This window comes from Arthrobacter sp. MYb224, assembly GCF_002975455.1.
Taxonomy (GTDB): Bacteria; Actinomycetota; Actinomycetes; order Actinomycetales; family Micrococcaceae; genus Glutamicibacter.
Genome location: NZ_PCPU01000005.1, coordinates 166,113 through 178,766, shown reverse-complemented (window position 1 = coordinate 178,766; position 12,654 = coordinate 166,113). Strand labels below are relative to the sequence as shown.

The 12,654-nt window shown below is 60.4% G+C and carries 15 protein-coding genes; 8 read left to right on the top strand and 7 right to left on the bottom strand.

Features of this window, described 5'->3' with window-relative positions:
• Nucleotides 1-101: 101 nt before the first annotated feature.
• The 3 genes from CQ017_RS11425 to CQ017_RS11415 form a co-directional block, all read right to left on the bottom strand.
• Nucleotides 102-614, bottom strand: a complete 513-nt coding sequence (locus tag CQ017_RS11425; RefSeq protein WP_146112477.1) for a hypothetical protein — start codon at nucleotides 612-614, stop codon at nucleotides 102-104.
• Nucleotides 615-891: 277 nt separating this feature from the next.
• Complete coding sequence (locus tag CQ017_RS18495) at nucleotides 892-1,116, bottom strand: hypothetical protein (protein ID WP_308727261.1); 225 nt, start codon at nucleotides 1,114-1,116, stop codon at nucleotides 892-894.
• A gap of 266 nt (nucleotides 1,117-1,382) precedes the next feature.
• A complete protein-coding gene (locus CQ017_RS11415) occupies nucleotides 1,383-2,189 on the bottom strand; it encodes a glucosamine-6-phosphate deaminase (protein ID WP_105553931.1) in 807 nt (268 codons plus the stop codon).
• Nucleotides 2,190-2,755: 566 nt separating this feature from the next.
• Here CQ017_RS11415 and CQ017_RS11410 point away from each other — a divergent pair.
• Both CQ017_RS11410 and CQ017_RS11405 read left to right on the top strand, forming a co-directional pair.
• Nucleotides 2,756-3,292 (top strand): GNAT family N-acetyltransferase, encoded by a 537-nt coding sequence (locus tag CQ017_RS11410; RefSeq protein WP_105553810.1) that lies wholly within the window; start codon nucleotides 2,756-2,758, stop codon nucleotides 3,290-3,292.
• Between the two features lie 72 nt (nucleotides 3,293-3,364).
• Complete coding sequence (locus CQ017_RS11405; RefSeq protein WP_105553809.1) at nucleotides 3,365-5,278, top strand: penicillin-binding transpeptidase domain-containing protein; 1,914 nt, start codon at nucleotides 3,365-3,367, stop codon at nucleotides 5,276-5,278.
• Nucleotides 5,279-5,291: 13 nt separating this feature from the next.
• On the opposite strand, the gene CQ017_RS11400 is transcribed toward CQ017_RS11405, so the two are convergent.
• On the bottom strand, nucleotides 5,292-5,894 hold the full coding sequence (locus CQ017_RS11400; protein ID WP_181148482.1) for a GNAT family N-acetyltransferase: 603 nt from the start codon (nucleotides 5,892-5,894) through the stop codon (nucleotides 5,292-5,294).
• Nucleotides 5,895-5,948: 54 nt separating this feature from the next.
• Between CQ017_RS11400 and CQ017_RS11395 the strand changes: the two genes are divergently transcribed.
• From CQ017_RS11395 to gatB, 4 genes are all read left to right on the top strand, one after another.
• The gene (locus tag CQ017_RS11395; protein WP_105719015.1) at nucleotides 5,949-6,575 is read left to right on the top strand and encodes a 1,4-alpha-glucan branching protein; all 627 of its coding nucleotides are present in this window, start codon (nucleotides 5,949-5,951) and stop codon (nucleotides 6,573-6,575) included.
• 86 nt (nucleotides 6,576-6,661) lie between these two features.
• A complete protein-coding gene (gatC, locus tag CQ017_RS11390) occupies nucleotides 6,662-6,958 on the top strand; it encodes an Asp-tRNA(Asn)/Glu-tRNA(Gln) amidotransferase subunit GatC (RefSeq protein WP_096287501.1) in 297 nt (98 codons plus the stop codon).
• 4 nt (nucleotides 6,959-6,962) lie between these two features.
• Nucleotides 6,963-8,501 carry an Asp-tRNA(Asn)/Glu-tRNA(Gln) amidotransferase subunit GatA gene (gene gatA / locus CQ017_RS11385; protein WP_374954994.1) on the top strand — a complete coding sequence of 513 codons (1,539 nt, stop codon included), beginning with the start codon at nucleotides 6,963-6,965 and terminating at the stop codon, nucleotides 8,499-8,501.
• Between the two features lie 9 nt (nucleotides 8,502-8,510).
• A complete protein-coding gene (gatB, locus tag CQ017_RS11380; protein ID WP_105553806.1) occupies nucleotides 8,511-10,019 on the top strand; it encodes an Asp-tRNA(Asn)/Glu-tRNA(Gln) amidotransferase subunit GatB in 1,509 nt (502 codons plus the stop codon).
• Nucleotides 10,020-10,374: 355 nt separating this feature from the next.
• Here the strand turns inward: gatB and CQ017_RS11375 are convergent, their stop codons facing one another.
• The gene (locus CQ017_RS11375; RefSeq protein ID WP_146112476.1) at nucleotides 10,375-10,605 is read right to left on the bottom strand and encodes a hypothetical protein; all 231 of its coding nucleotides are present in this window, start codon (nucleotides 10,603-10,605) and stop codon (nucleotides 10,375-10,377) included.
• A 310-nt stretch (nucleotides 10,606-10,915) separates the two neighbouring features.
• Nucleotides 10,916-11,389 carry a DUF664 domain-containing protein gene (locus CQ017_RS11370; protein WP_105553804.1) on the bottom strand — a complete coding sequence of 158 codons (474 nt, stop codon included), beginning with the start codon at nucleotides 11,387-11,389 and terminating at the stop codon, nucleotides 10,916-10,918.
• A gap of 137 nt (nucleotides 11,390-11,526) precedes the next feature.
• Here CQ017_RS11370 and CQ017_RS17890 point away from each other — a divergent pair, with 137 nt between their 5' ends.
• Both CQ017_RS17890 and CQ017_RS11365 read left to right on the top strand, forming a co-directional pair.
• Nucleotides 11,527-11,706, top strand: coding sequence for a hypothetical protein (locus CQ017_RS17890; protein WP_146112475.1), 180 nt, complete (start codon nucleotides 11,527-11,529; stop codon nucleotides 11,704-11,706).
• 389 nt (nucleotides 11,707-12,095) lie between these two features.
• Nucleotides 12,096-12,311 carry a hypothetical protein gene (locus tag CQ017_RS11365; RefSeq protein WP_105553803.1) on the top strand — a complete coding sequence of 72 codons (216 nt, stop codon included), beginning with the start codon at nucleotides 12,096-12,098 and terminating at the stop codon, nucleotides 12,309-12,311.
• On the opposite strand, the gene CQ017_RS11360 is transcribed toward CQ017_RS11365, so the two are convergent.
• A complete protein-coding gene (locus CQ017_RS11360; protein ID WP_105553802.1) occupies nucleotides 12,308-12,514 on the bottom strand; it encodes a hypothetical protein in 207 nt (68 codons plus the stop codon). The two genes, CQ017_RS11365 and CQ017_RS11360, sit on opposite strands and share 4 nt — an antisense overlap.
• Nucleotides 12,515-12,654: the final 140 nt, after the last annotated feature.

The following is a 12,654-nucleotide window of genomic DNA, read 5'->3' as shown; positions in this document are numbered from 1 at the left end:
CGCCTTGCAACGCAATGCTCTCGACCAACCAAGCTCAACCTGGCTCGGTCCGCCGCCCACAAAATGGACGGCGGACCGAGCCAGAAGTGTTTTGCGGACTATTATCCGAGCAGAGCTAGCTGGCTACTGAAATAACTGATCAATACGCCGACCATGACTCCACCACACACCTGGGAGGCGGTGTGCTGGCTGCTACGGATGCGCGACCAGGATAGCAAAGCAATGAACATTATTGCCGGGGCGAGGAAGGCATCTCCTGCGGAGATGTGAAGTACCACGTAACAGCCCACGGCTAGATGTACCGAGACTTTCCACCATAAGTTGATCAAAGCCACCGTGAGTAGCCCCGCCAAGATGGACAGCACCTCGACAAACATTGTGGCGCTTGCCCCGAGCCAGCCGAGCAAGGCCAGTCCACAGAGGATCGACACCGCAGTCAGGGCAAAGATCTTATGGCGTTGACTGCGTTGGGTGACGTGCAGATCGCTCACGCCGCCGCGGAACTTCGCTAGCACCAAAAATAGCCAAGGAATAATTATGGTGAACGTCGTGGCGGCTACCGCCTCAACCCAGGAGATCCCGTTGTGCCGCAAGGGCGTACCGATCAACAGCAAACCGACCAGCAGGACAGGCGAGAGGACATGCGAGACTACGAGCGCAATTTTGCCCGCCAGCGAATGGCTGGTCGCTGGGGGTTGAGTTTGTGTGGTGATAGGGAAGATCCTTGATCAGTGCGTCAGGCAAAACGGCTGCAGTTGTTCGGTCTTTTCAGACCACTTTAAGCTTAACGAGTAGTGGACTTAAAGTCTGCCCGGACCGGCAGTGCGTCAATTTCCAACGGACTAGTGGATGCGAATTAACCATCCATTGAGGATCCGCGCCAGCTGAGAACTATCCATGCAGGAGAAAATCATTGCGCTGCCGGATAAGCCGGGGCAGGTACCAACCCAGGACCAACCTTTCGGCCAGCCATCCCAGGGGACCGAAAGGTGCGGCGAAACGTATCCGGTCAACCATTAGCGTCTCTCCGTGGAGTTCATGGAACTCGTGGACGTGATGGAAAGACTTAAACGGTCCGCGGAGCTGTTCATCGACGAACATTTCTGCGGATTTCATCTCGGTGATTTTCGTCGTGAGGCTAAACGGGAGCCCGAAATGTCGAGCCTTCCAGGTAACTTGTTCGCCGAGCGAGATGAGTCCACTTCTCACCCCGGCTATGGCTTGTTCTTGGGTGTTAGCCATGGAACCGCGGTGCAAATCGATGCTCCTCGAACGGTCAAAAAGTTCGGTTCGATCCATTGGAGTGCGAGTGACACATTCGAAGTAGACAGCCATACGCCCCAGTATTGCAGCTAGGTTTCGCAGGGCTGTGTTGAACCGGCTTAGTGCACTCGGAGATTTTCCAAGCTGATTCCCTCGGCTGCATCGTCATAGTAGGCACGCTTCTTCAAGCCCGCCGCGGCTGCCTCGTCGAGCACCACCACAGCATCCTGATGCAGCTGCAGTACGGACCCGGGGCACGAAGCCGACAACGGTCCTTCCACCGCCAACGCGATCGCCTCTGCTTTCGACTCACCGGTAGCCAGCAGCACCAGCCGCCCGGCCTCCAGCACCGTGCCAAGACCCTGGGTGACGCAATGGGTTGGAACATGCTCGATTCCGTCGAAGAACCGTGCATTGTCGATTCGAGTCTGCGCAGCCAAACGCTTGATCCGGGTCCGGCTACGCAAGGCGCTGCCTGGTTCATTGAAGCCGATATGGCCGTTGCTGCCGATTCCAAGGATCTGAACCTGGACGCCGCCGGAATCCTTGATCGATTGGTCATAGGCGCGTGCGTTGGCTTCGATTTCCTCTAAGGAATCGGCCATACCCTGAGGCGTGTGCAGCCCGCTGACCGGCATGCCGAAGGTGTTGCAAACCTCGGCGATGAGTGTCTGGCGGTAGGACAGTTCATGAGTGTCCGGAATGCCGATGTATTCGTCCAGCGCGAAGCCCTGGGCCTTGGAAAAATCTGCGCGTCCCTCGGCTACTGCCGCACTGAGCTCGCGATACAAACCAAGCGGCGAAGAGCCAGTGGCAACACCGAGCACGGGGTCTTTCCCTTTGCCGTGGTGAGCTAGTCCAGCGAGGACGTTATCTGCGGCGATACGGGCAACATGCTCCGCGGAAGAACCAATGAGAACGCGCAAGTCGTTCACTCTCCGATCTGTTAGTGGAAAATACTTCTAGTTGGGCAGGCCGCGAGCCGTAGGCCTAATCGTTGGATGTGAACCATCACGATGCCCTTTGCAGCACAAAAATCAATAAGTAAGTGGCCGATTCCTTGAGCGGAGTCCAAAATGCCGGCCGTGGCCGAAAATCATCCTAAAAACAACTGATTGGGCGCCGAATGGATTGCTCGGCCGAGTCCTCGGGCTGGGCGTTCACCACAGTGTGAATATCGAGGATTGCCGCGTGAACTGCGGCAACGCTAGTAAGTTTACTGGTTGCCGGCCCGAGATGGCAGCTGAACTAACTATTGTTGCTTCGAAAATCGGCTTGTTTCCCGTGCCGGCTTGGGAGAATTGCCTTGTCGACTTCAACCGGCATATGACTCGTCATTTACGATCAGAAGCATCGGTACGGCCTCACGCTGCAGAGCGAACTCTTCACGATTCGTTTATTGCCGGGCGGCCGAGCGGTGCAGGCCCAATAGTCGGCGAAGTGCCCTGCCGCAGCACCGCGAGCCGGATATCAATGGCAAACTAGAGGCACCATGTCTGAAGTTGATGATTGCAAAGCAGCCAAGGGCCAGTTGCGCATCGAATTGGCCAGCGCAGCCGATTACGAGCGCATCGGCGACCTCACCGTTGATGCGTACCTGCAGGCCGGGCATTTTGACGATCCGCAGCATGAGTACCTGCACTTTGTTCGCCAGGTTACCCAGCGCGGTGCCCACTGCGATATTTTCGTGGCACGCAAAGACGGCCGGATCATTGCCTCGATGACCCTGATCCAAGCGGGCAACGAATACGCTGACGTTGCCCTCGAAGGTGAACTCGAAATCAGGATGCTCAGCGTGGATCCAACCGTGCAACGCGCTGGCGCCGGACGAGCCATGGTGCTGGCGGCGATCGAGCATGCCCGCCAGCTACCGGGGGTGCACGCCGTGTCTCTGACCACCGGTGGCCACTGGAGTGCGGCCCGGCGGCTGTATGAATCCCTAGGCTTCACCCACCGCCCGGAACGAGACTGGGTGGTTCCGGATACCGACATTCGCCTCGTGGTGTATGCGCTAGTGCTGGAAAGCTAAAGAATGTGCCTAATGCTGACTTGTGGCGAGCCTTTCTGGCTTGGCGCTCTCGCATTTGCATAGACTGGCGCCATGCGTCGTTTCCCCCGAAGTGCAGTCGCCCTGTCCATTGCAGCCCTCGTTGCTGGCTCTTTTACCGCCTGCAGCGCGGCGACACCGGATCCGAAGCCCGCGGCCGAGGCGCTTGCCGCCGCGCTTGGCTCCGGCGACTTCTCCGCGGTGCCACTGGCCGGAAGCGACGCCAGTGCGGCGGCGAAGAGCCTGGAAACCGCGTATGGCCCGATGGGGGACATCAAACGCAGCCACACGGTGCTCGGTGCCGCCGAAGACGAAGAGTCCCAAGATGGGGTGAAGACCGCCACCGCGACGCTGCAAACCACCTGGGACGTTGACTCCAGCGATACCGATCTGACCTATGACACCCAAGCGGTCATGGAATTTGATGAAGAGTCCGAGCAGTGGAAGCTGCGCTTTGATCCGAAGATTCTCGCACCAGAACTGGAAGCCGGCCAATACCTCGATGCGCGCTTCAGCGAAGCCGCACGCGGGCAGATCCTTGGCGGCAACGGCAACGCGCTGGTGAAGAACCGTCCGGTGGTGCGCGTGGGGATCGATAAGACCCGAGCAGAATCCGGCGAGTGGGAAGCCTCCTCACGCAACCTGGCAAAACTCGTTGGCATTGACGAAGATTCCTTCGCGAACCGTGTGGAAAAAACCGGTGCCAAGGCGTGGGTCCAGGCAATCGTATTGCGCGATGATGCGGACCGCGAAGTGACCGACGAACAGATTGCAGAGATTCCCGGAGCCCTCGGGCAACCCGATGAGATGCCGTTGGCGCCCACACGAGCCTTCGCCCGCCCGATCCTTGGAAGCGTCGGCCAGGCGACCGCCGAAATCATTGAAAAGTCCGAAGGGAAGATACAGGCAGGTGACCAAGTTGGTCTTTCCGGCCTGCAAGCCACCTATAACGAGTCCCTGGCGGGCACCGCCGGGGTAACGGTTTCGCGGTACAACGCGGAGCACGAACCGATGGCCGAACTGCTGGGCACCGAGCCGGTGGCTGGCGAGGATCTCCAGCTTTCGCTGAATGAAAAGCTGCAGACCGTCGCAGAGTCCCTGGTTTCCGAATCCGATTCTGCTTCATCCATCGTGGCGATCCGGCCATCCGATGGCCAGGTGCTGGCGGCAGCTTCCGGGCCAGAGTCCAATGGGCTGAATACCGCGCTGAAGGGGCGGTACGCTCCAGGATCCGTCTTCAAAGTCATCAGCGCCTTAGCGATGCTCCGCGAGGGCGAAACCCCGCAGAGCCAGGTGCAATGCCCGGCGAGCACCGAGGTAGATGGCAAGAGCTTCAAGAACTATGACGGCTACCCCTCGGGTGCCGTGGGCACGATTCCGCTGGCCGAGGCCATTGCCGAATCCTGCAATACGGTATTCGTCAATGCAGGCAGCGAACTAGGTGCTGAATCCGTAGCCTCGGCCGCCAGCTCGCTGGGGCTTGTCGCCGAGGATGGCACCGGAGCCGAAGCATTTATCGGCTCCGTTCCGGATGCCTCGGAAGGAACCGAACTGGCTGCCAACATGATCGGACAGGGTGTGGTCGAAGCTTCCCCGCTGGGCATGGCCACAGTCATGGCATCAATCGCCCAGGGCAGCACCGTGCAACCACGGCTGGTGCTGGACCCCGAGCCGAAGGAACCTGCGCAGGCGAAGACCGAATTGACCGAATCCGAAGCCGGACAGCTGCAGGAAATGATGGCTGGGGTCGTGGACCATGGCACGCTGAGCGACCTGAAGTCGGTGCCGGGAGCAAAGATCATTGGCAAGAGCGGCACCGCGGAATACGATGCGGAACGCAACGCGCACGCCTGGGTGATCGCCGCCCAGGGCGACCTCGCGGTGGCGGCCTTCGTCGAAGACGGCGACGGGGGAGCGCAGACCGCCGGTCCGCTGGTCGCCGATTTCCTCACCGGCGCCGGCAAGTAAGCCCGCCCGGGGTTCAGGGTCGCGCGGTGGCGAAGTAATCGCGGGCAAGGAGACCCATGATGAGCTGGTCATGAAACTTGCCTTGGTGGAAATATACCTCTCGTTCGCGGCCTTCGAGGCTGAAGCCGGCTTTTTCATAGGCCCGCAGCGCACGGGTGTTGAACGCCGCGACCTTTAAGCCAATGCGGTTCAGCCCCATCTCGTTGAAGCCGTAACCGGTCATCAGCCGGACCGCACGGGTGCCGTAGCCACGGTCCACGTGCTCCCCGCCAAGCATGATGGCAAATTCCGCTGCGCGGTGCGGCAGCGCGCCACCGGCGAGCGTGGCATGCCCAATGAGGTTGCCCTGCGGCTTTTCGAAGATGCTGAATCCGGCGTCCCCGCTGTTCGGCTTGTTCTCGCTCCACACGGCCAACATATCCATTACCCGCTGCGATGGCCTGGGCTTGGCGATCCTCTGTTGGAGCACCGCCCACTGCGGGTCATTCCACCACGCCGCCAGCTGGGCCAAGTCTTCTGGCTCCACCTCGCGCAGGCACACCCGTTCATCCTGTAACAGGGCTGCGCCGTAACTTTGGGCTTGGCTGGCCTGGTTCCACTGAGCATCGGTTGTCATGGATCCCATGCTATCGATATCCTCTGGCGGCACGGGCTCTGCAGGAAAATTAACATGCGCCTTGAGAGCCGCGGGCAACACGAGGGTCAAGCTCTTGTGCGCACGTCGCTGACTTGGCAGACTGAGCCCATGGGCATCGTCTACAACACCTCAATGTCGCCAACCAAAAATGAGTTGGTGTCCGCTTGGCTGGTCAAGCAGGACTTCTATTCTGGTCAGGGCGTCCCGAAACTTGAACATATCGGCGGATTCCGGCTCGAAGACCCCCAGGGGAAGGTCGGGGTGGAGCTGCGCATTTATGCGGATCATGCCGACACTTCCGAGGTGATTTACCATGTGCCCTTGAGCTATCGAGAAGCACCCCTCGAAGGCGGCGAGCCGTACCTGATAGGCATCAGCGAGCACGCCATCCTGGGGCCGCGCTATGTCTATGACGCGGCCGGGGACCCGGTCTTCAACGACCAGGCGCGCGGACTGCTCGCGGGCAAATCCATCCCGCAGCACCACACCGAATCATTTACCGACGATGCACGGATCACGCTCACCGGCGAGACCAGCGGGAAGCGCGCCGTCATTATCCGCAAGCCGGTGGCCGGCAAGGCCAGCGCCCCGGGAGTCATCGGCTTCTGGGAGAATGCGCTCGGCCAGGAGCTGAGCGGTTTGGTATTGCGCACAGCATAACCTCCGAAGGACTTTTGCGACCTAGTTGAGGGCGGGCAAGGGATAGACTTGTCTGTGAAACCCATCCGCCCACTTTAGGGAGATATATGTCTGCCATCAGCCGTGAGGACCTCGTGCACTTGTCACGATTGGCCCACATCGAGATGAGCGGCGCAGAGCTGGACAAGATGACCGGTGAGCTCGGCGTGATCGTCGATGCCATCGCATCCGTCAGCGAAGTCGCCTCCTCCGATATCCCAGCCACCAGCCACCCAATCCCGTTGACCAACGTATTGCGTGAAGACGTGGTGGGGCAGACGCTGAGCATCGATGAAGTTCTGCTCAACGCGCCTGACTCGGACTCGAACCGCTTCAAGGTCCCGGCAATTCTGGATGGTGAATAACCTAGTGTCAGATCTGATTCGTCTTTCCGCCACCGAGCTGGCAGCAAAGCTGCGCGCTGGCGATGTGACTTCCGTAGTCGCCGTCCAGGCTCACCTGGATCGCATCGCCGAAGTTGATGGTGCACTGAACGCCTTCCTGCATGTGAACGCCGAGGAAGCGCTCGCCGTCGCCGCCGAGGTGGACGCGATCCGCGCCGCCGGCGGAGCCGAAGCCGAAGCGCTGCACCCACTGGCCGGCGTGCCTATCGCCATCAAGGACCTGATCGTCACCAAGGGCCAGCCGACCACCGCTGCATCGAAGATGCTCGAAGGATGGATGAGCCCCTATGACGCCACCGTCATCGAGAAGATCCGCGCAGCGAAGCTTCCGATGCTGGGCAAGACCAACCTGGACGAGTTCGCCATGGGCTCCTCCACCGAGCACTCCGCCTACGGGGTGACGCGCAACCCGTGGAACCTGGATCGTATTCCCGGCGGTTCCGGCGGCGGCTCGGCCGCGGCCGTAGCCTCCTTCGAGGCGCCGCTGGCTCTGGGCACCGACACCGGTGGTTCGATCCGCCAGCCCGGCGCCGTCACCGGCACCGTGGGCGTGAAGCCGACCTACGGCGGGGTCTCGCGCTACGGCGCGATCGCCATGGCCTCCTCGCTGGACCAGATCGGCCCGGTCTCCCGTACCGTGCTCGACTCGGCACACCTGCAGGAACTGATCGGCGGGCACGATCCGAAGGATTCCACCTCGCTGCCAAAAACCCTCGAGGGCCTGGTAGCCGCCGCAGAATCCGGCGCCACCGGGGACCTGAAGGGCCTGCGCATCGGTGTGATCACCGAGCTGCAGGGCGAGGGCTACCAAGCCGGCGTGCAGGCACGCTTCGAGGAGTCCCTCGAACTGCTCAAGGGCGCGGGCGCGGAAATCGTCGAGGTTTCCTGCCCTAACCTGAAGTACGCACTGGGTGCCTACTACCTGATCATGCCCTCGGAAGTCTCTTCCAACCTGGCGAAGTTCGACGGGGTCCGCTACGGCAACCGGGTGCTTCCGGAAGACGGCGCGCTGACCATCGAACGCGTGATGGGAGCCACCCGTGCCGCCGGTTTCGGCGACGAAGTCAAGCGCCGCATCATCCTGGGCACCTACGCGTTGAGCGCCGGCTACTACGACGCCTACTACGGTTCGGCGCAGAAGGTCCGCACGCTGATCCAGCGCGACTTCGATGCCGCGTTCGCGCAGGCCGACGTGCTGGTTTCGCCGACCGCTCCGACCGTCGCCTTCGAGCTGGGCGCCAACGACAACGACCCGCTGGCCATGTACCTCAACGACGTGGCCACCATCCCGGCAAACCTCGCTGGCATCCCGGGCATCACCGTGCCCGGCGGGCTGTCCGAGGACCTGCCGGTGGGCATCCAGTTCCTGGCTCCTGCCTTCGAGGACGCTCGCGTCTATCGTGCAGGTGCGGCACTGGAAGCACTGCTGGAAAAGAGCTGGGGGCACACCCTGATCTCGCAGGCACCTGCCATTGATTCCGCGTCGATCGCGCCAAAGGCCTAAGGGGAGCACATGTCTAACTACACCGATGAACTCGTCGACTTTGATGTGGCACTGGAGAAATATGATCCGGTGCTCGGCTTCGAGGTCCACGTAGAGCTGAACACCAAGACCAAGATGTTCTCGGACGCCCCGAATGCCTTCGGCGACGACCCGAACACCAACGTCACCCCGGTTGACCTGGGTCTGCCTGGCGTACTGCCGGTGGTCAACAAGACCGCCGTGGAGTACTCCATCCTGATCGGCCTGGCGCTGAACTGCCAGATCGCCGAGCGTTGCGGCTTCGCGCGGAAGAACTACTTCTACCCGGACACCCCGAAGAACTTCCAGACCTCGCAGTACGATGATCCGATCGCCTTCGACGGCTGGCTGGATGTCGAACTGGAGGACGGGGAGATCTTCCGCGTGGAGATCGAACGCGCCCACATGGAGGAAGACGCCGGAAAGCTGACCCACATGGGCGGTGCCTCCGGACGCATCCAGGGCGCGGACTACTCACTGGTGGACTACAACCGTGCCGGGGTGCCGCTGGTTGAAATCGTCACCAAGACCATCGAGGGCGCCGGCAAGCGGGCGCCGGAGCTGGCAAAGGCCTATGTGGCTGCGGTGCGCGAAATCGTGAAGAACCTCGGGGTTTCGGACGCGAAGATGGAGCGCGGCAACGTGCGCTGCGACGCGAACGTTTCGCTGATGCTCAAGGGTGCGGACAAGTTCGGTACGCGTACCGAAACCAAGAACGTGAACTCGTTGCGCGCCGTGGAGCACGCCGTGCACTTCGAAATCGAACGGCACGCGGCCGTGCTGGACTCCGGGGCGAAGATCGTGCAGGAGACCCGCCACTGGCACGAGGACACCCGCAGCACCACCTCGGGCCGTCCGAAGTCGGATGCCGATGACTACCGCTACTTCCCGGAGCCGGATCTGGTGCCGATCGTGACCACCGCCGAATGGGTTGAGGAACTGCGTTCGCGTCTTCCCGAGCCGCCGGCGGATCGCCGCAAGCGGCTGAAGGCCGACTGGGGTTATGCGGATAAGGAATTCCGTGACGTGGTCAACGCCGGGGTGCTCGATGAGATCGAAGCGACCATCGCCGCCGGTACGTCCGCCGCGGTAGCCCGCAAGTGGTGGATGGGCGAGATTGCCCGTCTGGCCAAGGCGGCGGACAAGGAGATCGCGGATCTGGGTGTTACCCCGGAGACCATCGTTGAGCTGAACTCGCTGATCGCCGAGAAGAAGATCAATGACAAGATCGCCCGCCTGGTGCTCGAGTACGTGGTTGACGGTGAAGGCAAGCCAACCGAGATCGTTGCCAAGCGCTCCCTCGCCGTGGTCAACGACGACGATGCGTTGGGCAAGGCCGTGGATGATGCCATGGCCGCCATGCCGGACGTGGTCGAGAAGATCAAGGGCGGCAAGATGCAGGCCATCGGCGCCCTGATGGGACCGGTTATGAAGGCCACCCGCGGACAGGCAGATGCCGGCCGCGTGCGCGAAATCGTGATCGAGAAGCTGGGCCTGTAAGACCCTTCCTTAGGTACAAAAACATCGAACCCCGAATTCTGGTCAACGGAATTCGGGGTTCATTGTTTTTCCTGCAAGCGACTCAGAGCGGATGATCGATCGCAGGCGTTGCCCGAGTTCGGAAATTGTAACGGGATCAGCTAGGCCGTCGCCGCCTCTGCGGGCGGCTCCGCTCGGCTGTGCTCGCCAGACGGTGCCATTCTTTGGACTGGCGAATCTTATAGCGCGGGCGGGAGCGGTGGGATAGCGGAGAGGAGCTTCGAAGTCCAACCCGCCGGCAGACGCAATGCCGGGGCCGCCCCCGAACGCCATTCGACCTCAGGACGCGGCCAACGCGCGGGGCGCGCGATTGAAGTTACGGGATTTGGTTTTTGCCCGAGTGGCGGTACGGGGAATGGCCTGCACCGCGGGCTAGGGAGTGCTCGGAAACGAGCGAACCAATGAGAAGGGTGCCTGCGGCGCATATTCCGGGCACATAGGATGCGAAGCCGGAAGCGCCGTCAAGCAGCCAATGAGCCACGGCAAAAACCGCAAATGCCGAAGCGAGGCAGAGGAGCAGGGATCCCCACTTAGTTTTTTCGCTCACGCCATCGCCTGGTGGTGCCGATTCGTTTTTGGCCTTTTCTTCCAGGCCAAACCAAGCAAGCATGCGACTCACGAAGCCCTTCTGTGCATGTCAGGTAATTCAATCCAAATTCGAACTGATTGGTTCCTATAGGAACTACCATCTTCACAATACGTTGCCTTGGCGGCCATGGCTATCGTCAATTTGGATGATTAAAATCCCTCTGAGCGTTCGGTGAAAGGCTGCATTCCGTGGAATTATGCAGCCAGTGGAGTTAATGTCCAGTGTTCGAACGCGCGGGGCAAGGGCGTGAAGGAGACTTGCCGGAGGCTCAGCGCCAACCGGCGAGCAGCAGGTCCCTGGTGATCTCGAGGTGTCCTAGATGCTGGCAGAACTCTTCCAATACGTGCAGCAGAACCCCCTGGCAGGTTTGTGCGAAATATTCGTCCTCGCGGCCAGCTGGCAACGAAGCTGGCCTGGCTTGCATTTCGGTCTGCGCCAGGTCGGCGGCGAACTCTGCGCGCACTGCGGTTGCATGGGCCAGTGCTTGCGCAGTGGGGAGAGCCGCGGTGAATTCGGCCGCTCGATCGCGGGGAATCGCTACCCCTAGATTCACCGTTGAAGACCAGCGGCGCATCATCCCGCAGCAGTGCACCAAGAGTTGGATGGGTGAGTTGCCGCCGGGAATCCCCGGGCGGGTATTGGGCAGTTCCTCCGGCAGTTGGGCGATAATTTCGATAATCTGATCGAACTTTTCCAGGAGCAGCTGGACGAGGATCTGTTCGCTTGGTGAGTGGCTGCGCATGGAGTGATTCTAGCCTGTCCGAGGTCAGTAGCTTGATGCTCTAGCGCCGAGACCTATTGCCCGCGATGCATCGAAGGTAGACTGCCTCGAACAACGACTTCAACGTCCCTGGGCGTTTTCTAGAGAGTAGGCGAATCATGAGTGCTTGGCCGCGAATCGCTGCGTTGGCGATGCTCCTCCTGGCGATGGTGCTGTTGATCATCTGGCAGTGGTTGCCCGCATTGCTCCTGCTTCCCTCGGCCGGCGGACTCGTAGCCTGGGAGTCCCAGGATGCACGTACCCGCAGCAGCCGGAACAGCAACGGTGGATTAAAGTAAATCAACGTCTCGCCGAGCTTTCTGCTGGCCAAGTAATTGGGCGCGCACACGGACGCAGCAACCCCATGTTTGCTGGTGGGTTCTTCGCTTTGAGCCTCCGTCTTCGTTCCCAAAAAACGCCTCTTTTCATGTGTACTTATGATGAGTCAACGCGCTTGGTCGAGGGCAAGGATTTTCGCGTGCTGCCCTCCTAGTAAAGTATGAGCGTGTTGGCGTTGACTGCGTTTGCTACTCGTCAGTACGCTTGATGATTGTACGCAGGGTTGAAATAATTCGAGCAAGCGAAAAGCCTCTGGTTAAGTGTTCTAAACCTCCGTAAAGCAAGCGGTGATTATCGAAAAGCCAAAGCTGATCAACGAAACAGCGAGATGCTCGCTAGGAGACATGCAATGCGCTCGACCAATAAAGCGTCTTTATTCGGGATGCTTCTCGGCTTTGTGCTGGGCACCGCAGCAGAAGCGATCCGCTACAACATCGGCGACCAGCGATCCTTCGGAGAAATGGCATTTTTTGTTATCTCAATGATGATCATCGGTGCCATCGCCCCGCTGTACAAGGTGAAGAGCGAAAAGCGGAAAAGTAACGAAGGTAGTGAAGAAAGCTAGGCGTATTGCGCCCAGATGAACACCTCTGCGATGGGACGGTTCGCAATGGCCGCAGCAAGCAAAAAATGCGAGAGCAGACGTTTACCGTCTGACTCGAAATAAGCGTCGGATTTGGCACCGGCTGAGGTTTCCGAAGCAATGAACACCTCGGCCAGTTCACCGCCGATTTCATATCGGTGACGAAGGACAGCGGGTTCCGCCACCAGGAGGGTCCTTCGCCGAGGATGCCTTGCACGTCGTATACCCAGGCGGTGCCCACACGGGCGCGGGGGCTACCTCTCTGCTCGGGGATAGTCGTCCAAAACGGAACGCGAACGGTCACTTTGGCGGGATTGATTTAGCA